Raw genomic sequence first — 25,653 nt, forward strand, 5'->3', positions numbered from 1 at the left:
TCAAAAATAACCATAAAATGCGTCTCCTACTTTGTATTTTTGCGATTCAAAATCTATTAAAATGACAAAGTTAAGTGTTAATATAAACAAAATTGCAACCTTAAGAAATAGTCGCGGCGGAGATACTCCAAATGTTGTACAGTTTGCAAAAGACGCTCAACGTTTTGGGGCTGAAGGTATAACTATCCATCCTCGACCAGATGAAAGACACATTCGTTATCAAGATGCCTACGACCTGAAATCAGAAGTTTACACCGAATATAATATTGAAGGAAATCCTATTCCTAAGTTTGTCGATATGGTTTTAAAAATTAAACCAACTCAAGTTACTTTGGTACCCGACGCTATTGATGCAATTACCTCTAATGCTGGTTGGGACACCCTTAAGCATAAGGACTTTTTAACGGAAATCATTAAAGAGTTTAAATCTAACGGCATTAGAACATCCATATTTGTAGATCCAAATTTACATCAAATTGAAGGTGCTAAAGTAACAGGAACAGACCGCATAGAATTATACACAGAAACATTTGCGCACCAATACAATTTAGGAAATAGAGACGCTATAGAACCTTATATGGAATGTGCAGGACTTGCTAATACACTACAACTTGGGATTAATGCAGGTCACGATTTATCTTTAGACAATATTGCGTTTTTCAAAGAAAATATTACAGGCTTGTTAGAAGTATCTATAGGACACGCCCTGATTGCCGAAAGTTTATATATGGGGGTTGAGAACGTTATTGGGATGTATCTCGATAAGTTAAAATAATTAATCTCAAAACATCGTAAAGCAAAATACAACATGATATTACACTCTAATATAATAGGAGAAGGAAAACCGTTTATTATTCTTCATGGATTTTTAGGAATGGGAGACAACTGGAAGACACTCGCTAAACATTTCTCAGAAGCAAACTTCGAAGTCCATCTTGTAGATCAACGTAATCATGGTCGTAGTTTTCATTCTGATGATTTTGATTACGAATTATTGGCCGAGGATTTAAAGGTCTATTGTGACAATTACAATTTAAAAGACATTGTTTTACTAGGGCATTCCATGGGAGGAAAAACCGCCATGCTTTTTGCTTCAAAATACCCTGAATTGGTACGTAAACTCATTGTAGCTGATATCTCACCGCGCTACTACCCTGTACATCATGATGCTATTTTAGAAGGACTAAATAGTTTAGATTTTTCTAAAATAAAAACGCGTGGTGAAGCAGATGACGCATTAAGTCATTATGTACACGACACTGGAACACGTATGTTTTTACTCAAAAACTTATATTGGGTAGAGAAAGGGCAACTTGGATTGCGCATAAATTTAGAAGCATTAAAAAACAATGTTTCCGAAGTTGGAGAAGCACTTCCAATTCATGCAACATTTAATAAGGACACTTTGTTTTTACGTGGAGACCGTTCAGAATATATAGGAGAAACGGATGAAAGTATTATTCATCGTCATTTCCCAAACTCCAAAATCATAACCATTTCAAATTCTGGACATTGGTTACATGCCGAAAACCCAAAAGAATTTTATAAGGCTGTAATGAATTTTGTATCTTAGTTATTCTTAATTAAATACTAGAACTATGAATTTATTAATTAGACTTTTACTCAATGCCTTAGCCGTTTTTGTTTTGGCAAATATTCTCAATGGAGTCACTGTAGATGGTTATGTTGGCGCGCTTATAGTTGCCATTGTACTGTCTGTACTTAATCTATTAGTAAAACCAATATTGGTGATATTAACCTTACCAGCAACTATTCTCACATTAGGTCTTTTCCTTTTAGTCATCAATGCCTTAATCATAGTATTGGCCGATAAATTAATTGATGGTTTTGCGGTTAGTAGTTTCTGGACAGCCTTACTTTTTAGTGTTCTTTTATCTATTTTACAATCCTTATTACAATCGTTCTTAAAAGACGATAAAAAGTAGCTTAAAGTCAAACCTTTAAAACTGTTGTTGGGTTGCAAAAAATATTGTATTTTTGCAGCCCAATTTTAGTTTCAATAAAAATGAACATTACAAGAGAAAACATCGATGCATTAAATGCAGTTGTAAAAGTGGATATCGCTAAAGAAGATTATAGCGATAAAGTAGAGAAAATCTTAGTAGATTATCGTAAATCTGCTAATATTCCTGGTTTTAGAAAAGGCCATGTTCCAATGGGCATGGTGAAGAAGCAATATGGTAAGGCCGTATTGGTAGATGAAGTAAACAAATTACTACAAGACGCTCTTGGTAAGTATTTGGTTGAAGAAAAATTAGACGTTTTAGGTAACCCATTACCAAAAGCACAAGACAATTTAGATTGGGATGCTGAAGCCTTTACCTTTGAGTTTGAATTAGGTTTAGCACCAGAATTCGATGTAAATTTAAAAAGCAAAAAAGCAATCACTCATTATAATATTGTGGCTGATGACAAAATGATCAACGATCAGATTGAGCACATCCAAAAACAATACGGTAAAATTGTTTCTCAAACCGAAGTAACAGAAGCCTCTGAAATTACAGGAACTTTTGTTAACGAGGAAAAAGAAATCGACAATACAACAATGATTACTTTAGATAAATTAAAAGGAAAAACAAATCCTAAGAAATTTATCGGAGCTAAAGTTGGTGATGTAATTACTTTAAAAACTAAAGGTTTATTTAGCGACGATCATGATTTAATGACGTTTTTAAAAGTATCTCATGATGATGCTCATGGTTTAGATATTGAAGTGAATTTTACAATCACTGAAATTAACGAACGTGAATTAGCCGATTTAGATCAAGACTTATTTGATAAGTTATTTGGAAAAGGGATTGTAACCTCTGTAACAGAATTGAAAGATAAAATCAAGGAAGATTCAGAAAAGCAATTTTCTCAGCAAGGAGACCAAAAGTTATTAAACGACGTTACTGAAAACCTAGTTGAAAACACCAAATTTGATTTACCAAAAGCCTTCTTACAAAAATGGATGCAAACTGCAGGTGAAGAGGAAATGACTGAAGAGCAAGCTAAAGAAGAATATGAGAAATCTGAAAAAAGCATGCGCTACCAACTTATTGAAGGTAAATTAATCACAGAGCACAAGCTACAAGTTCAGTTTGAAGAATTAAAGTCTTATGCTATGGACATGATTAAAGGTCAGATGGCACAATTTGGTCAATTGAATCCTTCTGATAAAGAATTAGAAGACATTGCAGCTCGCATCTTAGGAAACCAAGATGAAGTTAAGCGTATGTCTGAACAATTAATGAGTCAGAAGCTATTAAACCTATATAAGACTGAAGCTAATATTAAGACCAAAGACATCACTTACGATGATTTTGTAAAAGAATTCTATAGCTAATTTTAAACATATTAAGGCTTAGCCTTAAAACCTTAAAATGTGGTTAACGTTAAAACCGTAACCTAAAAATTATTAGTATCTTTAAGGCGTAAAATGTAAAAATTTTACGCTTTTTTTTGGAATACATTTTTCATAAAAAACAGATATTACACCAAGCACAGCACAGTGGTAGTGCTTTATTGAAATTAAACATTAATTAAAAGAATTAAAATTCATATGGATTTCGGAAAAGAATTTGAAAAATTTGCAATAAAAGATCAGGGTATAAATAGTAACTATTACTCTAAGATTATTGAGAGCATGTATCCGTCTAATATGACGCCTAATATTATTGAAGAACGTCAGATGAATATCGCTGTTTTTGATGTATTCTCGCGTTTAATGATGGATCGTATTATATTTTTAGGAACTGGTGTTAATGACCAAGTCGCAAATATTATACAAGCACAACTTTTATTTTTACAAAGTACAGATGCCAAAAAAGATATTCAAATTTATATCAACTCACCAGGAGGAAGTGTATATGCTGGTTTAGGTATTTACGACACAATGCAGTTTGTTAAACCCGATGTCGCAACTATTTGTACAGGTATTGCAGCATCAATGGCAGCGGTATTGCTATGTGCAGGAGAAAAAGGAAAGCGCTCTGCTTTAAAACACTCTCGTGTTATGATTCACCAAGTAAGTAGTGGCACCCAAGGGCAATTAAGCGATATGGAAATTGCATTAAAAGAAACGATACGAGTTAAAGAAGAATTATACGAAATAATAGCCAACCATTCTGGTAACCCTATTGAGCAAGTAGAGAAAGATTCTGATAGAGATTATTGGATGCGTTCTCAAGAAGCTTTAGACTACGGAATGATTGATGAAATTTTAGAACGCAAGTAATTCATTTTACTTTCGACAAAAAAAAGAGAGAACTATATTGAAGCGGTTTTTACAAATGTAAAAACGTAAATAAAATTGAAAATGGCAAAGGAAGAATTAGAATGTTCATTTTGTGGTAGGAAGAAGCCAGAAACAAGCTTACTTATAGCAGGTTTAGACGCTCACATATGCGATCGTTGTATTGAACAAGCACATGGTATTGTTATAGAAGAATCTAAACAATCAGGCAATTCAGAATTGAGTGCTGAGTTAATGCTGAGAAAACCAAAAGAGATTAAAGGTTTTTTAGATGAATATATTATTGGACAAGAAAACACTAAACGTGTAATGTCTGTTGCGGTTTATAACCACTATAAACGTTTATTACAACCAGCATCTGATGATGATATCGAAATACAAAAAAGTAATATCATTATGGTTGGGCAAACGGGTACAGGTAAAACATTGATGGCCAAAACCATTGCAAAAATGTTGAATGTACCTTTAGCTATTGTTGATGCTACTGTACTTACAGAAGCAGGATATGTTGGTGAAGATGTAGAAAGCATCCTAACCCGCTTATTACAAGCAGCTGATTACAATCTTGAAAAAGCAGAACGTGGTATCGTTTTTATTGATGAAATTGATAAAATTGCACGTAAAAGTGATAACCCTTCTATTACTAGAGATGTTTCGGGTGAAGGAGTACAACAAGCTTTATTAAAGCTTTTAGAAGGAACTGTGGTCAACGTACCGCCAAAAGGTGGTCGTAAGCATCCTGATCAAAAATTTATCGAAGTTAATACCGAAAATATTTTATTTATTGCGGGTGGAGCTTTTGATGGTATTGAACGTGTCATTACGAAACGTTTAAACATGCAAGCCATAGGATATAGCGCAATGAAAACGGATAATGTAGATAAGGATAACATATTGCAATATATTATTCCTAGGGATTTAAAAGATTTTGGATTGATTCCTGAAATCATTGGTCGTTTACCTGTACTAACACACATGGATCCTTTAGATGCAAAAACGCTAAGAGCTATTTTAACACAACCTAAAAATGCCATTATTAAACAATACAAAAAATTGTTTGAGATGGATGACGTAGTGTTTACAATAACTGACGGCGCTCTAGATTATATTGTTGAAAAAGCAATTGAATACAAGCTTGGTGCTCGTGGTTTAAGATCGCTTTGTGAGGAAATTTTAACTGAAGCGATGTTTGACTTGCCAAGTTCAGATGAGACAAAATTAAACGTTACTAAAGCTTATGCCGAGGATCGTTTAAATAAATCGACACTTAAAAAATTAAAAGCAGTTTCCTAAGCTTAATTTTTTAACATCATAAAAAAAACCACAATTTCAATATTAGAAATTGTGGTTTTTACTTTAATTAGGGATTGATTAATTAAATATTGCACGCAATACGTTATATAGTCTTGAGGGATTTAAATAATGATAGCACATTTATTTACCGCTAAGATATAGGCTTAAATTAAAGTAAGGCATGTTTGATTTTTTTATTGGATAAAACTTACAAGAATGTCGATATAGTAACCGTAAGTGTTTTTATTAGCGATAAAGTGTCCCCTATAAAAGCCTCTTCAATAAAGATATAATTTCATCTAATTTTAACGCTATTAATACTTTCTATCGGTAATTAAGTTGCAACAACTCCTCAAGATAAACTCTACTATTAGACAGACGTGGTACTTTATGCTGACCACCAAGTTTATTATTATCTTTTAACCAATCATAAAACAAGTTTGGTCTTGCGTTATGAATTTTAGGTTTATTAAGCGTCATATTATTAAGACGTTTTGCCTCATAATCTGAGTTTAATGACTTTAGAGAATTGTCAAACAGCTCTTCAAAATAAGACATATTCTCCGGAGGGCGCTTAAATTCAATAATCCACTCATGTGCTCCTTTTTCTTTACCATCCATAAAAATAGGTGCAGCCGTATAATCAACTATTTCTGCAGATGTTTGCTCACAAACCTTACGCAGTGCTTCCTCAGCATTTTCAATAATTAATTCTTCACCAAAAGCATTAATATGGTGTTTGGTTCTACCAGAAACTTTAATCCTATGTGGACTTAAACTAACAAATCGAATTGTATCTCCTATTTTGTATCTCCATAATCCGGCATTGGTAGTAATAATAACTGCATAATTGGTATTGAGCTCAACATCACTTAACGGAATCACGACCTGCTCTTCGGTGCCATAAGAATTCATAGGGATGAACTCATAAAAGATACCATAATCTAGCATTAACAATAAATCACTAGAATTATTTTGATCTTGAATCGCAAAAAAGCCTTCAGAAGCATTATATATTTCGTAATATCTAAATTTATCAGAAGGTAAAATAGCCTTGTACTGCTCTACATACGGATTGAAATTTACTCCTCCATGAAAGTAAACTTCTAGATTAGGCCAAATATCAAAAAGACTGTCTTTTCCTGTTTTCTCTAAAACATTATTAAGTAAAACCAACATCCAAGATGGTACACCTGCTAAACTCGTCACGTTTTCTTCTACTGTTTCTTCAACAATAGCTTGCATCTTATGTTCCCAATCACTCATCAGTGATACGCGATTGCTCGGTGTACTACTAAACTCTGCCCAAAAGGGCATATTATCAATTAAGATAGCACTCAAATCACCGAATACCGTACCATTTTCCTTATATAATTCTTTACTACCGCCTAAGCGTAAACTTTTACCCGTAAACAATTGCGCATCTTCATTATTATTTAAATACATACACAACAAATCTTTACTTGCTGCATAATGGCAATCCTCAAGAGACTCAAAACTTACAGGAATAAATTTACTTTTAGCATTGGTTGTACCACTCGATTTGGCAAACCATTTTATAGGTCTAGGCCAAAATATATTCTGCTCACCATTACGCGATCGTTCAATGAGAGGGTGAAAATCTTCATAGTTTACAATAGGAATTCTTTCATTAAACTCTCTATATGTTTTTATGGAGTCGAAATCATATGCCTTGCCTACTTCAGTGTCTTTAGCAAATTTTAATAAGCTGAAAAGTAATTCATTCTGTACTTCATTAGGGTATTTTAGAAACAATTCTATTTGATGGAATCGTTTTTTTAAAAACCAAGACGCAATGGAATTTACAATAGGAATTGACATGGATTAGCTATCTTTACGCTATTAATTAATGCTAAAAATACTAAATTTCTTTATGCTTTATACAGGAGTCCTCACAAAAATGCAAACTGAGTTTTTAGAACCTATTCAGTACTATCTTGTCTTTGAGAATGACTTTATCCATGTTAATCAATTATTAAACAAAACCATTGACATAAAACTGATTGGACACCAATGTTTAAGCTGTGGATTAAACAAACCAATATACCGACAAGGGTTTTGTAAAACCTGCTTTTTGACAAACCTTTTGCTGGCGATTGGATAATGCGACCAGAATTAAGTACAGCACATTTGGGTAAAGAGGACAGAGATTTAGACTACGAATCAAAGGTACAACTACAACCACATATTGTTTATTTAGCGAATTCGAGCAACGTAAAAGTTGGAGTTACTAGAAAAAGTCAGGTTCCCACACGTTGGATTGACCAAGGTGCTCACGAAGCAGTTGAAATTGTAGAAGTCCCAAACCGTTATTTAGCAGGTATTACCGAAGTTGCTTTAAAAGATCATGTCGCCGATAAGACCAATTGGCGAACGATGTTGAAAAACGAGATAAAGGATGAAGATTTATTAGCATGGAAACAAAAATTAAAAGTCTACATTCCGGATGAAGCCTTACCTTATTTTATTGAAGATAACACCGAAACTCACATAAATTTCCCTGTAGAACACTATCCTGAAAAAGTAAAAAGTCTTAACTTGAGTAAAACTCCAAACTATTCAGGAAAGTTAGTTGGCATCAAAGGCCAGTATTTTATTTTTGAAGATAATACCGTTTTTAATGTTCGGGCCAATGAAGGCTCTGTTATAGAATTAAGGATTTAAACTTTTTTTTAATCCTAAGTTCTGTTTGTTCTCAATAACAAAAACGTTTCTGTTATAATGAGGTTTGATTTACTTAAAATACGATAACAAATCAGACTTCTTTGAAGCTGACACCAGAATCTCTTTGCCATTACTTAATACAACACTTCCACCTTTGCCTTTTACGTATTTTACAATTTCATTTACGTTAACTAAATAACTTTTATGGACTCTAGCAAAGCTGGCATCTTTTAGACTTTCTTCAATATACTTTAAGGTTTTACTGACGAGTTTCTTTTTATTGTTGTTCAGATAAATTTCTGTATAGTTGTCATCAGCCTTACAATACATAATATCTGCTGTTTCTATCACTTCAAAGCCATCTTGCTGTGGAATGGTTATTTTACCACTCACAACATTCGTTTTTGGCACTAAAACTTGATCTTGCAATGCATCTTCCTTCGTTCTAATTTCTGTTACATAATCTACAGCCTTTATCAACTCATCGATAGAAATGGGTTTCATTAAATAATAAGAGGCGTGTGCATTTAGAGCCTCAATCGCATAATGGTTATAGGCCGTAACAAATACGGTCTCAAAATTAATATCTCCTACTTTGTCTAATAAATCAAAGGCATTACCATAAGGCATTTCTACATCTAAAAACACCACGTCTAAATCCTTATTTCTTATCAAAACTAAGGCTTCTTCAACATTAGCAGCTTCTCCTAAGATTGAAATATTAGGACAGTACTTGGTCAAATAACTCCTTAGAATTAATCTGCTATTTTCTTCATCCTCTACTATAATGGCATTTAATTTCATACTTAATCCTTTTTTAAAGTCACGACTACTTTGGTTCCTACATCCTCTATATCTTGAAAATCGTTAATCGTAACATCAACTTTATCTTTATACATCTCATTTAAAATCGCCACACGTTTTTTAATATTAGTCATCCCTTTTGAATTCTGTTTTTTCTGATGGTCTGTTTTCAAAGCTTTAGAACGTTCTCTTCCAATACCATCATCTAAAATAGTAATGGTTATTTCATCCTTAGATTTTGGCTGAATATGAATATGCAAATGCCCTTTTTCTTTTTTATAGCGCAAGCCATGCCACACCGCATTTTCAATATAGGGTTGTAATAACATTGGAGGAATCTGAAATTCTTCAACATCAATAGATTCATCAACTTCAATAGCATAATCAAACTTATCTTGAAATCTGAAATGTTCGAGTTTTGTATATAAATTCAATAACTCTATCTCCTTTTTCAATGGAATAAAATCCTCTTCACTATTCTCCAAAACAGCCCGCATCAATTGTGAAAAATCAGATAAATATTTGTTTGCTGTTCGCTCATCGTTTGTCGCGATAAATGTATTTACAGAATTTAAAGCATTAAAAATAAAGTGCGGATTCATTTGGCTACGCAACGATTTTAAAGCCAACAAATTATTTGCTAAGCGTTGTTGCTTTATGTATTTAAACATTAAAAAGCCTGTAATTAAAAGTAATACTAAACCACCAATTAAGGAATAAATAATAAGTTGTTGACTTTTATTTCGCTCTTGTGTTAATTCGTAAGTGCTTTTAGATAAAGCGCGATCACTTTCTAATGATGTTATTCTATTTTGCTGCTCTGCAATATTTCGACTAAAGCGAGCCGCTTGAGAAATTTCCTGAATCTTTTTAGCGTACAATTCATCTACAACATCTTTATACTCATCATTATAAGCTATCGTTTTTTCAGTATTTCCTAATCTAGCATTAACTTCAGAAAGCTTCCGGGTTGCATCTAACTTAACCTCTAAATCTCCCCTTTCTCCTGCTTCTACCCTACTCTTCTCTAAATACGGAATAGCATTGGTTAAATCGTTATTTAATAAATAGGCATTACCTATCTTATAATTTTGCTTTTGTGAGGTGATAGGACTTTCGTTACTAATAACAGAATCGCTCTCAATATCTTTAATACCTTCTATTGCCAGTTTTCTTAAGACAATTTCACTTTCGTATTCTGCATTATCACTATTAAACTCAGCGACTTTAACCTGTTCTTCAACAGCTCTTTTTTTATTCTCTTTTTTGGCTAAATTTAACGAATTACTAAAATAACTTTTGGCTTTATTTTTTTGCCCTTGTTCACTGTAAACCTGAGCTATCTTAGAGTTTAAGTCTGTAACTTTGGGTGCTATAAGATGTTTTTGCGCCACTTTTAAACCATCTTCATATGTTTTTATGGCCTGCTCAAAATTCTTCATTTTCACATAGGCATCACCAAGACCTTCAAACCATACTGTTTTTTCATAATTAGACAAAGTCTTTTCATCTACTTGTTTATATGTAGCTAAACTGATTTCAAAGTCACCATTATTGAGATATGCTTTAGCTAATTTAAGTTTTGCTGACGCCTTATTTGTATTTTGAAGACTAATTTTATATGCTGAAATAGCTAAATCAAACTGTTTCCAATACACATAAACATCACCTAATAACTCATAAGCTTCACCACTTTGTGTATTATTAACATTGACATTTAGAGCATCTCCAATAAACTTTACACTTTTTTCTGCATCTTTTTTAAGATAGACATCTGCTGAGTCTATCATTTGATTAAAACGTTTAAAGTCTCCATGACTTCTACTACGCGAATCCGATTCATCATCAACAACCTCAATATTTATGCGTTCATCCGATTTTATAATGTAATAAATGGTTTCAAAATCGGGATGTTTAATAATAAGCTCATCTCCAATTTTAGCTTTTATATTAAATGCCCCATCAAAGCTAGTGGTAACATACCGCCCTCCATTGACTAATATTTCAACATTCTTGTACGGTTTATTTGTGCCCTTTTCAGATACGGAACCTCTAATTGTAAACACCGCATTTTCATCAGCACTATGTATCTCCTTATTTTGACTAAAGGATAAAAACCCTATCAAGCAAAATAACAATAGAATTGAATATGTATTAGAAATTCTCACGACGCTTTTAATTAGTTGGACTAAACTACATACTTTATTTGGTTTCAAAAAATGCCACATTTAGAATCTGCTTCGCTGTTATAGTAAAAAAACACGTTCCACTAAAATTATAGTCCACTTCACTCACTCAAAACATCACGTCACTCATTGTGGTTTTTTATCGCTGTTTTTTCGATAGAGCTTTACGCCATAATCAAAAAACTAAACCCAAAATGAAATCAATCAAATTAACATTTACACTATTCCTAATAGGATGTTTAAGCATTACGGCTCAGCACAAAGGAAATTACAATGAAATTACACAAGACATTTCTAGGCAAAATATTTTAACTTCTGGAAATGCTCAAATTTACAATCCAACAGTGCAACAACAAGTTCAGCAGGTCTTACATCCTAGTAATGTATTGACCATTGATGTAAAAGCACTTCAAAATGTAAGTGCTACAACTTACACAGCAATATTCAATGTTTCTCAAATGGGCCCTTCTGCAGAAAAAACAAATCAACTTCTAAAGCAACGAATCGACAGTATTAAATACCGACTCAACAGCAAAGGTATCGCGCAAAAAGACATTGCTATCGATGTTATTTCTTTTGTTCCTATTTACGAAGTTGAAGTCACTAAAAAACTATTTAGTAAAACGTATACCGAAGTCCCTAAGGGTTTCGAACTACAACAGAACATCCATATTCAATTTACAAAAACAAGTCAATTTGAAGCGATTTTAGAAGCTTGTGCCAAAAGTGAAGTTTATAATTTAGTTAAAGTGGATTATTATATCGAAAACATTCAGGCTGTTTATAAAAATCTTCAAGATGAATTATTACAACTTATTGAACAGAAAAAGGCATACTATAAAGTTTTAGGTTTTAACATGTCTGATTATAACGTCGCTATTGCGGACGATAAATATTGTTATTTTCCAAAAGATTTCTACCAAAGCTATCAAGCCTACAACAGTATTTCTATTGAAGCATTAGATAAAAACAAAGGCGTAACTACAGCTAAAAAACAAACGTCTTATTACTACCAACCTTTAACCTATGAAAACTATGATGTAGTAATTAACCCTTCCATTTTAGAACCTGTGGTGCAAATTGGTATGAATATAAAACTGGCCTTTACACCTAAACCAATAGAGAAAAAAGAAACACCAATTGTAGAAACGAAAATTGATCATAAATACTATGTGATATCTCCAAATGGCACTATCGATGTTAAAGAATTGAATACTAAACAATAGAACCTATGAACACACAATTCAAAACCTTAATATTTGTATTAAGCTTAGCATCGCTGACCGCGTGTAATGCAAATTCGAAAAATAGAACTCCAGATTTAGCCATCTCTGAAACTGTGATTAATACAACTTCAAAAGCTAAAAATCCTGAAATTAAAGTCGCATTACTCTTAGACACCAGCAATAGTATGGATGGCTTAATTGACCAAGCCAAAGCACAACTTTGGAAAATTGTAAATGAACTCTCTTATGCTAAATGTGAAGAACAAAATCCTAATCTAAAAATAGCACTTTACGAATACGGTAACGACAATCTTAACGCTGAAGAAGGCTATTTAAGACAAGTCATTGCGTTTAGTGATGATTTAGATGAAATCTCAAAATCATTATTCTCACTAACCACTAATGGTGGCAATGAATATTGTGGAAAAGTGATTAACACAGCGTTAAACCAATTAGAATGGGGAGATAACAAAGCGGATTTAAAACTCATTTTCATCGCAGGGAACGAACCTTACACCCAAGGAAACGTCAGTTACAAAGACGCCTCAAAATTAGCTCATCAAAATAATGTGACTGTGAACACCATTTTTTGTGGTGATTACAATCAAGGTATTGCAACCCAATGGAAAGCTGGAGCCGATTTAACGCATGGCAATTATATGGCTATCAATCACAACGAAGCAACAGTACATGTGGCCACTCCTTACGATGACAAAATCTTAGAACTGAATGAAAAATTGAATACAACTTATGTTGCTTATGGAAGTACAGGTAGAGCTAAAATGGAAATGCAAGCAGAACAAGACTCCAATGCTAGAAGTTATAATAAAGCCAATGCCGTAAGTAGAACAGTGAGTAAAAGTTCTCGTTTATACAAAAACAGTTCTTGGGATTTAGTTGATGCCGAAAAGGAAGCTGACTTCTCTTATGATGAAATTAAAGATAGTGAATTACCTATAGAATTAAAAGGAAAATCGACATCTGAAATTAAAGCTTATGTTGAAGAAAAAGCTAAAGCACGTAAAAAGCTTCAAGATGAAATAGCATCCTTAAACTTAAATCGACGTAATTATATCGCTAACAAAGCCAAAGCGTCTAATAACGGTTTAGAAAGTGCCATGATTAAAGCGCTAAAGTCACAAGCTGAACAGAAAAATTATAAATGGGAATAATTGAATATTATCATAAAAAAGAGGCTCAATTTTCATTGAGCCTCTTTTTCGTGTTATTTATATTAGTTAATTGCAGGACAATTACACTCATATTTCTCTCGTCTACAGTTAAAGTTAAAACCAAGCGTTAATTGATGAAAACCACCAGTATTAAAGTTCACTGTATTTGCTTGATAAGAATACGTATATGCAAATACGAAGTTGTTATAATCTACTCCTAAAAATGGTGTGATGTATTGTAATTTTTGATTACTAACACCTGATCCATCTTGAAATTCAGCACCATCTAAACTACGTCTATAAGATAAGCCTCCCCAAACTTTACCAAAATCCATTTCCTTATAAACCTTAGCATTGATATCAATTGAAGATTCTGCTGTTGCATCTCTGTACATGTACATGATAGAAGGTTCGTAACTCCATTCACTACCATACTGACTAAACGTATAACCAGAAGACAATAAATAAGTTCTTAAGTTTTTAAATTCAAACTCCCCATCTTGATTGTAATTAACACCATCATTATCTAAAATATTCTTAGCCGTGAAATGCGCATAAAAATCTATGAAATGGTAAGAAAACCCAACATCGACATTAAAATTTGTAGCACTTTGTTCAATCCCAGCAACTGCTGCATCAAATTCACCTGGTGCTAACCAACTTGTTTCATCGAGTTTATATTGTAAAAAACCTGCACTTAAACCAAATGATAACATATTTAGGTCAATCTCATTTCTTGAAAACATTAAATGATAAGCAAACGTCGCATAACCACCTACGGTAGAATGATAACCATTTGAATCATTAAAAAGAACACCTCCAATGGCTACTGGCGAATCCCCAATTCTCCCATTCATGCTTAGCGTCTGTAAACTCGGTGCATCATCAACACCAAACCATTGTTGTCTTGCCGTTAATCTCACCTTAGCACAATTTGCGACACCTGCCATAGAAGGGTGAATTAAATAATAATTATCTGTTAAATAATCAGAATAAATTGGAATGCCTTCTTGAGCAAAGCTAAAATTTGCCGCAAAAGTTATAAATGCTACTAAACAATACTTTTTTAATCTCATAATTTTTTATCGTTTCAAGGTAAAATGGGCTTTAAATTCTTTACGAACACCATTACTTGGTTCGTCGTACTCTACTGTAAACCAGTAATCACTCGTTGGCATGGCTTCACCATTAAACGTTCCATCCCAACCATCTCCATCAGGACTTAATTGTTTAAGTAACTTTCCGTACCGGTCAAATATATAAATTTTTGCATTACTTCCAACACCTTCAATGTTCCAAGTTTCATTATTTCCATCGCCATTGGGCGTAAAATACAGCGGATAGTCGATAATAAACTTTGATGTTGTGGTTAAGCCACAACCATTTTTATCTCTTGCCGTGATCTCATGGTCTCCTGCTGATAAGCCCGTAAAGATACTTTCATCTTGCCATGGACCTCCGTCTAAACTGTATTCATAATTACCTATACCTACGGCAAATGCTTCTAAACTGTGATTATCGGCAAAAGCTTGCGTTAAGAGTTCTATCGTTAAACTTGGTGGTTCACTTTCTATAACGTCAGTTGTATCAACATTAGTACAATTGGTTATTGTTGATGTGCTCATATCTGTTACCAAAACACTATAGCTTCCTCCTTGAGTTGGCATTATACTAGGACCTGTCTCTGTTGGTATTATCGTGTTATTATAACTCCATTCAAAACTATAATCCGTTGCTGACAAACCTGTATCGATAACTAACGGGTCTAATACTTCTGTGCCATTAGTGTTTAAACATAAGATGTAATCCTCTTCTAAATTAAATTCTGGCAATGGATTAACTTGTAAGGTTACTTCGGCTACAGCATAACAGATAGAAGTATCATTACCTGTTGTTCCATCTGGTGTATCATTATCCACTCTTGCATAAATGACTTGTGGGTTAATGATATTCTCATACAACGTTGGTAATGGATTTACCTTTAAATCTGCATCCTCTTGCGTTTCATAATACGTTACAATGTAGTTTGCTGCATCTTGTCCGTCTAAAACTTCTGGGTCTCTCGTGGTTAAATCAAACTGAGCACTATCATTCGTTGGATCTCCATCCGTTTCCATTTCATCATCACAAGTTTCATAAACGATTGGTGCCATATTTGGATTGGCTTGTGCCGCTTCTTGCACTTCAATATTAAAACTTTGTGTGCTGATTGAACATCCGGTGACATTGTTTGTAATGGTCACAAAGATTTGCTGTGGGTTCCTTTGGTTAGTATATAAACTTACCAAGCCGTTAATACCTGCCTCAGCATCAGCTAAATTATCGTGATAGCTTACTATAAACTGTGATGGATCTTGACCATTTAAAACTTCAGCATCTTTAGTCGTTAAATCAAAACTATCAACACCATCGGTGTTTAATTCACATTGTATAAAGTCCGTTACAGCCACAACCGTTGGTAGAGGATGTACTATAATCGTAAAATCAACGAGTGCATAACAGCCTGTAACATCATTGGTTACTCTTACATAAATCTCTTGCTCTGGTGTTTCTGTATTAGTATACTGCGTTGGATCTGCTATAGCATTGCTGCCTGAGTTCGCATCTTCTATCGTTTCATAATAACTTGCAGTCACTCCTGCTTCCCCATTAAGAATGAGTATTTCATTTTCAGTAAGATCAAAAACCTCTACTCCATCTCCGGTATTGATATCATCACACAACTCTAAGTTTGGTAATTGATCACTTGGGGTTGGCGTTGGATTTGGTAACACTCTTATGGTTAAGGTTGCAAAATCGACACAACCGGTATCCGTATCGGTAACAACCACGTAAAGTGTTTGTGGGTTAGCGCCTAATCCGTTTATAGATGTATTGGTATACTGGGTTGGATCTGCTATAGCATTCGTCTGAGATTGTGCATCTGCATTGGTCTCATAATACGCTACGGAATAACTCGCATTACCTCCTGTAATCTCATCATCTTTTACCGTTAAATCAAATGAAGTGAACTCATCTCCTGGTGTCTCTCCTAAATCATCACACACACTCAATTGTGTTGGCTGTACCGCTACTGGTGGTAAATTAACCTCTAACTCAAACTGACCTGTATCTTGACAGCCTGTGATTGGATTAAACAAACGCACATAAATGGTTTGTGGATTTGCTGTATTAGTATAATTACCAACATTGATGATTGGATTATTTCCACTTGACGCATCTAATTCACTAACATGGTAAGTCAATAGGACTGCTAATGGATCTTGTCCGTTTAAAATCTCATCATCTTTAGTGGTCAGATCAAATTGGGTGATACCATTATCATCGGTGTCACATATAGTGTAAGTATCTATACTTGTTGGCACTTCTGGTGACGGCAATACAATTAATTCTAATGTATTTGCAGTTAAACTAAAACAACCCGTTATGGTGTTCTCTGAACGCACATAAATCATTTGGTTGTTCGCTACAATGTTTGTATACAACCCTGTGATTGGGTTATCACCATTCTCTGCATCGGTCTGTGTCTCGTGATAGCTAATTGCTACATTAGCTTCGCCATTAGTGATTTCTATGGTACGTTGCGTTAAATCAAATTCCGCAAAACCATCATTATCATCATCACAAACTTCTATTGGTGTTGGATTGGGTTCTGGTGAAGGAATTGGATCTACTCGTAAGGTGACAGTCACCGTATTGTAACAGCCTGTGACATCATTTTCTGCTCTTACAAAAACAGTCTGTGCATTGCTTGTGTTTATATATGGACTTGTGATTGGATTTGTTGCATTGTCGGCATCCAATTGCGTCTCATAGTAGCTTAAGGTAATTCCTGTTTGACCATTTAAAATTTCTTCATTGGCGTCTTCTAAGGTAAAGCCTTCTTGCTCATCCCCTGGGTTATTCACATCACACAACTCTAATGGTGATGGTGTTACTAATACAGGTAATGGGTTCACAATTAATTCTAAACTTGTAATTTTATAACAGCCTTCTACCGTAGTATTATCCTCTACACGTATCCAAATAATTTGATTAAAATCGTCTGTATTAGTATAAGCCAAAGGGTTGTTTATCGGGTTGTTGGATGCTTCGGCATTCGCTTCACTCTCGTAATAGCTTAGAATATACTGAGTAGGATCTTGACCGTTCAATACTTCTGTTGCTTTAGTCGTTAAGTCAAAAGTTGCATAACCATCAGCTGAGATATCATCACAGGCCTCTAATGGTGTTGGCGCAATTAACTGAGGTGTTGGCTCCACTATTAATTCTAAAACAACAATGGTAGCACAGTCCGTAGCTATCGTTGGACTTTCTATTCTTGCATATAACGTTTGTGCATTTTGAACAATATTGTTATAACTCACTGTTGTATCGATAGCATCAACTCCATTAATGGCGTTGATTTCTGTTTCGTGGTAAGTCACCTCAAGTCCTGAAGCTCCTCCTGTAATTTCATTATCCGCATCGGTAAGTGTAAACTCACCAAAACCATCATTGTCTGGGTCACAGTATCTCAATGGTTGTGGTGTAAATGCTATAGGTGCTTGTTGTACTATGAGTTCTAAACTAGTAGTATCATAACAGCCTGTGTTTATATTTTCTACACGTGCAAATATAAATTGTCCATTACTTATATTTGTATACAATGTTGGTAATGGATTGGTCTCTGCCTCTAAATCTACCAAGGTCTCATAATAGCTTACAGAATAAGCAGGATTACTCCCTGTAATTTCTGTATTCTTTAGACTTAAATCCATTTCTGTTAGACCATCTGGTGTACCATCATCACAAACTTCTAAGGCTGTGGGAACAACCAAAGCAGGTAATGGGTTAACCACTAAATCAAAGGTTACATTTGAAGTACAACCTGTTAATGTATTAGTTAGTACAGCTATTATAGGTTGTGGGTTACTTGTATTGGTATAACCTCCTAATATTGGGTTGGTTTCTGCACTTGCATCTGCTGCATTAGCATAATAACTTACTGCTACATTTACCTGACCGTTTAAAATCTCTGCTGTTTTTGTCGATAGATCAAAGATTTCTTCTTCGTCGCCTGTCGCATTATCATCACACAATTCATAGTTTGTTACTGTGATAACGGCTGGCTTTGGATTTACAATCAATTGAAGCGGTGTTGTATCATAACAGCCTGTTGTGCTATTTTCGATACGTGCTATAATTTCTTGAGATCCTGCTTGGGTGTTGGTGTAATTTGTTAGTAATGGACTCCCGCCTGCTTCTGCACTCGCTTGACTGTCGTAATAACGAACAATCATACCCGTTTGCGTCCCTATAACTTCAGCATCTTTTACGCTAAGATCAAATACTGCAATACCATCAGCATTATCGTCACAAACCTCTAAGGCTGTCGTTACATTTGCTACTGGATTTTCTAACACCTCTAAAACCAAACTATTTACATTATAACAGTTTGTTGTGGTGTTTTCTAAACGTACAAATATCGTTTGACTGGTCATCGTTGTATTCACATAGCCATCAAATAGTTCTCCACTATTGGTTTCTGCTCCCAACATGCTTTCATGGAAAGAAACAACCACTCCTGTTTGTCCATTTAAGAACTCAGCTTCTTTGGTACTTAATGGAAAACTTGCAAAACCATCGGTGTCATCATCACAAACTTGTAATGCTGGAACTGCAACAACTGTTGGTAAAGCATTAACGATCAAATCAAAACTTGTTGTTCCGTAACAACTTGGATGTAACGGATCTTCTACTCTAACGTAAATCGTCTCTAAATTGGGAGTTGTATTTGTGTAATTGGTTGGTAAAGCCCCTGCATTGTTATCAGCATCATCTTGACTACTGTGGAACGTAACATTATAAATCGCTGGGTCTTGGCCTCCTAGAATAACACTTTCTTGACTGCTTAAATCGAACGTTGCAAATCCGTCATTACTAACGTCGTCACAGACTTCCATGGTACCTGGTGTTGTAGCTATAGCTCTCGTATTTACAACCAAATTAAATAGTGCCGTTGCTGAGGCATTGTAACAACTTGAATCCCCTGAACTAGAAACTCTAACAAAAATAGGTTGGGCATTTACTGTATTTGTATAATCTAATGGCAACGCATTATCACCGGAATCCGCATCAGCAAAACTTAAATGATACGTTACCGTATAATCTGTTGCTGATTGTGATCCTAAAATTGCTAAAGTTTGACTGCTTAAATCAAATTCCTCAAAACCATCGTTACTATCATCATCACATAACTCTAAATCAGATACTGGGTTTATTGTAGGAGTAAGAGCTGCAGATAAAGAAAATGAAGTTGTAGCAACACATGTTCCAGAGAGATCTGCTAAACGTGCCCATATTGTTTGGGGATTAGACACATTAGTATAAAGATCTGGTAAAGCTCCTGTATTGGCTATAGCATCTTCCTCCGTTAGGAAATAACTTACAGTATAATTTGTTGGATCTTGAACACCCAATACATCATCATCGTTTACGGTTAAGTCAAATTCCTCTATTCCAGAAGCACTACAAACCACAAGGTTCTGAGCTGGATAAGCCACTGCACTCTCTCTAAATTCTACGACAATAGGGTCTGCAGAACCGTTACATACACTCTCTAATTCAAAATCAGCATAATAAGTTCCTGGTTCAGTCACTGTAAGAGTTGGCAATGATTCTCCAGGAATCACTACTCCATCTTTATACCATACATGGGTTGCTGTTTCTACAAGCCCCGTACTTAAAATAACCTCAGAACCATCACATTGCGCATTACCAGCTTCAATAGTAATATCATCACCTAAAGTTCCACCTAAATTAAAACTACCAGCTTTAATAAAAACTCCAGAATCAAAAGAATTATCTCTATCATCACCAATAACGAGCTTAATTGTATATTCTTCACCAGGCACAACAGTAGCTTGTGCTACAAATTCTTTAGTTCTACCATCAAATGCAATTGGAGGCCCATTATTACTTGTATAAGCACCAAAATACCTTTCATTACTTCCACCGCAAGATTCACCATTATCTGGATGAATATTAGTCACCAAAATAGGTGTTGTTGTTCCAGGAATAACAGCCAAATTTGAAACATTACCAGCTGAATCCGTTAGTAAAAAAGCAAAAGCATCTGAATATGTACACTCAAAACCACCCCCATCATATTCTTCAGAAGCCATTAGAAATTCAAAACTTATACTATTTGCCAGAGGAACAAATTTAAATTCAATATAAGTTGCATTATGAGAATCAACACCTAATTCTGTATCTAAATCGGCATCACCAGGCCAAGTACCACTTCCATCACTAAGCGTTCCATTATTATTAGGACCTCTTGCAGCACTAGCATCACCACTCGTTAGTAATAGACCATCTTCAAAAGGAAAATCAATTCCATTACTAAAAAAATATCCAATACCGTTAGGTTCAGTAGGACTATATGTCGTTCCTGTGACAGCAACAATATCCGAAACGGTAGCACATGGACTATCAATAAGAACATCTTCAATTAATTGTTCTGGAGTGAACATATCTTGATCAACCACAACATTTGGCCCCAAAACAAAAACGGTTATTGTATCGGTACCCGAACAGCCTTGTGGATTAGTATCTGTAACGGTTAAGGTTACAGTATAAGTTCCTGGAGTCATAAAAGTATGAGTCACATCAGTTCCGGTTGCCGTATTAGAATCTCCAAAATCCCAATTATAGGTTGCACCTGTTCCATCTAATGAAAATGTTGCACTTCCTGAAAAATCAATAGATTCTCCTGGCAAAATGCCAACAACACCAGTAGTATTTGATGCGGGAACTGTACTATCTATAGATGCGATAACATCTTGACATGGAGAAGCACATAAAATATCAGCTTCCCAACCATTAACGGTACTAGTACCATCACTTGTAAAAACAACTGTTAAACAACCTGAAGTGTTGGTTTCTGAAGCAGATACCATTCCTGGCGATACTGTTCCTGAATATGTACCAATAAGATCTGCTGTAATATCATCACCATCATAAATAGTTAAGAAATCTTGATTATACTGTGTGAAAAATTGTATAAAATTTAGTATCACAAAATCCTCTGTGTTTTGAGGACAAATGGTTATGGTATAATTCTCATCATTTGAATAATTAGCATATTCTCCGCCTGAATCATAAAATTTATCAGGAGCACATCTATTAAATGTACCATCCTGCATCAAAAGGTCTTGTGAAAACCCTATTGTTGTAAATAGGATTGCTATTAAATACATTAGTTTTTTTACCATAAACTGATTTTCAATTAAATAACTTCTCGTGTTCCAAAAGCACAGAAAACCTATTTTTATTATTAAAGTGGAAATTTAACCAAAATACATGAATCATCATACATTTTTTAACTGAGAAGCCACTTATTCATGTTTAAATACCAAAAAAATCCGATATCTTGAAATTTTTTGTTTATATCAAAAAACAATAATTATGTATTGATCTTTCTTTTAAATAGAACTAAGGAATACGATATCATATAAAATCAGGACACTAAAATACTCTAAATCGGTAATTTAGTAATTCAACACAACGTTTATATGCTCTAAAAAAACTAATAAACCCTACTCAAATCATCCGATTTAAAATTTATGCTATTTTTTTATCATGCGAGGTTTATTATTAGATGATGTTAACCATGTTCCATTTTCAACTTTTTCATATAAAAACGTATGAATCCTATGCTACAAATAGCTAAACCTTCTACAGTATCTCAATCGTTACCCCATTCAATCACTTTAAACAAATAAAGTCAACTAAATTTTACACTGCTTAGTGAATCTTTATGGTAAAACCTATCTATAGAAAAATACATGGTATTAGCAACTGTTGAAACCATTAGAAGAAACTAAACGAAAAAAATAAAGAATCTCATTAGATCAGCTTCAGATATGTCTATCATTACTAAAAGAATAGAATCAGAGTATCCAACGATGTCTGCTAAATTATTAAACAAGTATCCCAATCTATCAGATACTCAAATACGTTATTGCCTATTAACAAAGATGAACTTGTCAATAAAGGAAACTGCTACGATTCTAAATGTTACTCCAGATACCGTAAAAGTCGCCAGAAGCCGATTAAAAAAACGATTAGACATACCATCAGAAATGTCTATTAAAATGTTCTTAGATAAATTATCAAAAGAGTAGTACTTATGAGCTTCCGCTTACATTCTAGTTAAAGGAATTAAAACTTAGTTAAAAGCCACAATACTTAAGGACAATATTCCCTATTTTTGCAAATAAAAAAGATGGCACAGACCAAGATTTCCATAGTTCCTACTTCTAATGACGCAATAAAAAAATTCGAAGCCGACCGATTCCTTACCAACCATAACAGTTTTGAATTCAACAATATAGACGATGCTAAACATTCACCTTTAGCACAACAATTATTCTATCTTCCTTTTGTAAAAAAAGTATATATCGCATCTAATTTTATAGCTATAGAACGCTACAACATTGTTAAATGGGAAGATGTAGAAGACGAAGTTGCACAACAAATTGAAGACTATTTATCTAGCGATGGTATTGTTGTAAGTGAAGACGCTATTAAGCCCAAAGCTGCAGTAACGGTATATGCAGAAAGCACACCAAATCCAGGCGTATTAAAATTTGTATGCAACAAAGTTTTAGTTCCAAATTTATATGAGTTTACTTCTATTGAAGAAGCCAAACCGTCTCCTTTAGCAACGGCATTATTCCAATTCCCATTTGTAAAGAATGTATATATGGAAAAGAATTTCATTTCCATTACTAAGTTTGATATTGTAGAATGGGAAGACATTACGCTTCAGTTACGTGAATTTTTAAAATCTTATGTTGAAAATGGAAAAACCATACTAAACGATGATGCTCCTAAACAATTGAAAAAAACAGAAGATGCTATTGAGCAAAAATTTGAAGCTTTAGATGATACTTCAAAAAACATTATTAATATTCTTGAAGAATACATTAAGCCAGCTGTTGAAAGCGATGGCGGAAACATTGAATTTAAATCTTACGATGAAACAACCAAAAAAGTTGAAGTATTGTTACAAGGAGCTTGCAGCGGTTGTCCATCATCAACTTTCACCCTTAAAAACGGTATTGAAAGTATGTTAAAAGACATGTTGAATGACAATGCCATAACGGTAAATGCTATAAATGGTTAAAATTTAGTACCTTTAAGAGTGACCTTATTGAGATTTTAGTGTCTCAATTAATATAACCCTTAAAACACATAACATTATGGCAGTATTAAAAGTAATTGAAGTCTTATCTAATTCGGATAAAAGTTGGGAAGACGCCACAAAAAAAGCAGTAAAAGAAGCTTCTAAAACTGTAAAAAACATAAAATCTGTTTATGTAAATGAACAGAGTGCTATTGTTAATGGTGACGATGTCACTGAGTTTAGAGTGAATTTAAAATTGACTTTCGAAGTTAAATAGACACCTCTATTTCCTTTAGTAGTAACATCTAACTCGGTCTAAAAATTAGTCGAGTTTTTTTATTGAAAATTTAAAATTATAAAAATCAACATGGAAACACAAAAATGGATTGACTCAGGTTACAATTTTATTATTGAGTTTGGCCCTAAAGTTATTGGAGCTATACTTATATGGATTATTGGTAGCTGGGTAATAAAAATGCTTTTAAAAGGCACTTCTAAAGCAATGAATAAAGGCGATTATGATGAAAGCTTAAAAAAATTCTTATTAAATCTAATTCATTGGGTTTTAAAAATCCTTCTCATTATTGTTGTCTTAGGCACAATGGGTGTAGAAACTACATCATTTGCTGCTATTATTGCCGCTGCTGGTTTAGCTATTGGTTTAGCTCTACAAGGGTCGTTAGGTAATTTCGCAGGTGGAGTTTTAATTATGATTTTTAAGCCCATTAAAATTGGTGATTTAATAGAAGCTCAAGGAGAAATCGGAGTGGTAAAAGAAATTGAAATCTTTACTACTAAATTAATTGGTCTTTCTAATAAAGAAATCATTATTCCTAATGGATCTCTTTCTAACGGTAACATTGTGAATTACACAACACAAGGTACACGACGAGTCGATTTAGTATTTGGCGTGAGTTATGATGCCGATATCAAAGCGACAAAAGAAGTTTTCAGCAAAGTATTAGCGGCGCACCCTTTAATATTAAAAGACCCTGCACCAACAATTGCTTTATCTGAATTAGCTGATAGCTCAATTAACTTTGTAGTAAGACCTTGGTGTAAAACCGAAGATTATTGGACCGTCTACTTTGAAGTAACGGAAAATGTAAAAGAAGCATTAGATGCGGCTGGTATTGAAATACCTTATCCACATCAGGTAGAAATACATAAAGAAGCTTAAGCTTTCTTTTTTAAAGCTACAAAATCCTTTAAATAATAAGGCTCAAAATAAGCGACATCTTCGGTGTCGCTTTTTTTGTATTTACTTTCTGCTAAAAACGCCATATCATTTGCAGATGGCAACTTCCCATCTATAAATACCGCATTAGGATGCTGAATTAGCCCTTTAGTCTTTTCTACACCGTTTCCTATAAAATAAACCTTTCGCTCTTTAAGAAGGACGCTAAAACTCTCTTCGTTGAGAATTTCGGCTTGTATCTCTCTTTGTATTTCGAAATTTGAATTATAAATCGCCGAATACACTTCCATACGCCTAGCATCTAACATCGGAACAATAAACCCATCATCAATAATTACTTGATGTGCTAAACTCTCTAATGTTGAAACAGCAATTAAGGGTTTATTCAAAGCGAAACACAGCCCTTTTGCAGATGACACACCTATACGTAACCCCGTATAAGAACCAGGTCCTTTACTTACGGCTATAGCGTCTATTTCAGAAGGTTCAATTTTTGAAACCTTAAAAACTTCATCAATAAAAAGGTGTAACGTTTCCGCATGTGAATAGCCTAGACTATTATCTTCTTTTAAAACTAAAGTCTCCCCATCCTTAGATAGCGAGACTGAACAATTTGTAGTTGCTGTTTCTATATTTAGCACTAATGCCATTAGCAAA

At 34.1% G+C, this 25,653-nt stretch carries 18 protein-coding genes and 1 pseudogene; 13 read left to right on the plus strand and 6 right to left on the minus strand.

Going from position 1 to position 25,653, the window contains the following annotated elements; genetic code table 11:
- The first annotated feature begins 61 nt into the window (after positions 1 to 61).
- From ACXGSQ_RS00960 to clpX, 6 genes are all read left to right on the plus strand, one after another.
- The gene (locus ACXGSQ_RS00960) at positions 62 to 775 is read left to right on the plus strand and encodes a pyridoxine 5'-phosphate synthase (protein ID WP_458627789.1); all 714 of its coding nucleotides are present in this window, start codon (positions 62 to 64) and stop codon (positions 773 to 775) included.
- Positions 776 to 808: 33 nt separating this feature from the next.
- Positions 809 to 1,573: an alpha/beta fold hydrolase gene (locus tag ACXGSQ_RS00965; protein ID WP_458627790.1), complete on the plus strand. Its 765-nt coding sequence runs from the start codon at positions 809 to 811 to the stop codon at positions 1,571 to 1,573.
- Positions 1,574 to 1,598: 25 nt separating this feature from the next.
- A complete protein-coding gene (locus tag ACXGSQ_RS00970) occupies positions 1,599 to 1,946 on the plus strand; it encodes a phage holin family protein (protein ID WP_458627791.1) in 348 nt (115 codons plus the stop codon).
- Positions 1,947 to 2,026: 80 nt separating this feature from the next.
- A complete protein-coding gene (gene tig, locus ACXGSQ_RS00975) occupies positions 2,027 to 3,349 on the plus strand; it encodes a trigger factor (RefSeq protein WP_458627792.1) in 1,323 nt (440 codons plus the stop codon).
- Between the two features lie 216 nt (positions 3,350 to 3,565).
- On the plus strand, positions 3,566 to 4,240 hold the full coding sequence (locus ACXGSQ_RS00980) for a ClpP family protease (protein ID WP_458627793.1): 675 nt from the start codon (positions 3,566 to 3,568) through the stop codon (positions 4,238 to 4,240).
- 81 nt (positions 4,241 to 4,321) lie between these two features.
- Positions 4,322 to 5,551: an ATP-dependent Clp protease ATP-binding subunit ClpX gene (gene clpX, locus ACXGSQ_RS00985; RefSeq protein ID WP_458627794.1), complete on the plus strand. Its 1,230-nt coding sequence runs from the start codon at positions 4,322 to 4,324 to the stop codon at positions 5,549 to 5,551.
- 324 nt (positions 5,552 to 5,875) lie between these two features.
- Here clpX and ACXGSQ_RS00990 read toward each other — a convergent pair whose 3' ends face one another.
- Positions 5,876 to 7,393: a GH3 auxin-responsive promoter family protein gene (locus ACXGSQ_RS00990; protein WP_458627795.1), complete on the minus strand. Its 1,518-nt coding sequence runs from the start codon at positions 7,391 to 7,393 to the stop codon at positions 5,876 to 5,878.
- 52 nt (positions 7,394 to 7,445) lie between these two features.
- Between ACXGSQ_RS00990 and ACXGSQ_RS00995 the strand changes: the two are divergent.
- Positions 7,446 to 8,236: pseudogene (locus ACXGSQ_RS00995) on the plus strand (DUF2797 domain-containing protein).
- Positions 8,237 to 8,305: 69 nt separating this feature from the next.
- Here ACXGSQ_RS00995 and ACXGSQ_RS01000 read toward each other — a convergent pair.
- A complete protein-coding gene (locus ACXGSQ_RS01000) occupies positions 8,306 to 9,040 on the minus strand; it encodes a LytR/AlgR family response regulator transcription factor (protein WP_458627796.1) in 735 nt (244 codons plus the stop codon).
- A 2-nt stretch (positions 9,041 to 9,042) separates the two neighbouring features.
- The gene (locus ACXGSQ_RS01005; RefSeq protein WP_458627797.1) at positions 9,043 to 11,256 is read right to left on the minus strand and encodes a tetratricopeptide repeat-containing sensor histidine kinase; all 2,214 of its coding nucleotides are present in this window, start codon (positions 11,254 to 11,256) and stop codon (positions 9,043 to 9,045) included.
- Positions 11,257 to 11,420: 164 nt separating this feature from the next.
- On the opposite strand from ACXGSQ_RS01005, the gene ACXGSQ_RS01010 reads away from it, so the two are divergent.
- Positions 11,421 to 12,452, plus strand: a complete 1,032-nt coding sequence (locus ACXGSQ_RS01010; protein WP_458627798.1) for an SIMPL domain-containing protein — start codon at positions 11,421 to 11,423, stop codon at positions 12,450 to 12,452.
- A 5-nt stretch (positions 12,453 to 12,457) separates the two neighbouring features.
- Entirely contained in the window at positions 12,458 to 13,624 is a 1,167-nt protein-coding gene (locus ACXGSQ_RS01015) for a vWA domain-containing protein (protein ID WP_458627799.1), read from the plus strand.
- 62 nt (positions 13,625 to 13,686) lie between these two features.
- Here the strand turns inward: ACXGSQ_RS01015 and ACXGSQ_RS01020 are convergent, their stop codons facing one another.
- The gene (locus tag ACXGSQ_RS01020) at positions 13,687 to 14,700 is read right to left on the minus strand and encodes a PorP/SprF family type IX secretion system membrane protein (protein ID WP_458627800.1); all 1,014 of its coding nucleotides are present in this window, start codon (positions 14,698 to 14,700) and stop codon (positions 13,687 to 13,689) included.
- Positions 14,701 to 14,706: 6 nt separating this feature from the next.
- A complete protein-coding gene (locus ACXGSQ_RS01025; protein WP_458627801.1) occupies positions 14,707 to 21,882 on the minus strand; it encodes a choice-of-anchor L domain-containing protein in 7,176 nt (2,391 codons plus the stop codon).
- 651 nt (positions 21,883 to 22,533) lie between these two features.
- Here ACXGSQ_RS01025 and ACXGSQ_RS01030 point away from each other — a divergent pair.
- The 4 genes from ACXGSQ_RS01030 to ACXGSQ_RS01045 all read left to right on the plus strand — a co-directional run bounded on the left by ACXGSQ_RS01030 (position 22,534) and on the right by ACXGSQ_RS01045 (position 24,978).
- Entirely contained in the window at positions 22,534 to 22,794 is a 261-nt protein-coding gene (locus tag ACXGSQ_RS01030) for a helix-turn-helix transcriptional regulator (protein WP_458627802.1), read from the plus strand.
- Positions 22,795 to 22,895: 101 nt separating this feature from the next.
- Entirely contained in the window at positions 22,896 to 23,798 is a 903-nt protein-coding gene (locus ACXGSQ_RS01035) for a NifU family protein (protein ID WP_458627803.1), read from the plus strand.
- A gap of 76 nt (positions 23,799 to 23,874) precedes the next feature.
- Positions 23,875 to 24,075 (plus strand): dodecin family protein, encoded by a 201-nt coding sequence (locus ACXGSQ_RS01040; RefSeq protein WP_020894643.1) that lies wholly within the window; start codon positions 23,875 to 23,877, stop codon positions 24,073 to 24,075.
- A 90-nt stretch (positions 24,076 to 24,165) separates the two neighbouring features.
- Positions 24,166 to 24,978: a mechanosensitive ion channel family protein gene (locus ACXGSQ_RS01045; RefSeq protein WP_458627804.1), complete on the plus strand. Its 813-nt coding sequence runs from the start codon at positions 24,166 to 24,168 to the stop codon at positions 24,976 to 24,978.
- On the opposite strand, the gene tsaB is transcribed toward ACXGSQ_RS01045, so the two are convergent.
- Entirely contained in the window at positions 24,975 to 25,646 is a 672-nt protein-coding gene (gene tsaB / locus ACXGSQ_RS01050; RefSeq protein ID WP_458627805.1) for a tRNA (adenosine(37)-N6)-threonylcarbamoyltransferase complex dimerization subunit type 1 TsaB, read from the minus strand. The two genes, ACXGSQ_RS01045 and tsaB, sit on opposite strands and share 4 nt — an antisense overlap.
- Between the last annotated feature and the right edge of the window lie 7 nt (positions 25,647 to 25,653).

This window comes from Winogradskyella sp. PC D3.3 (assembly GCF_054366245.1).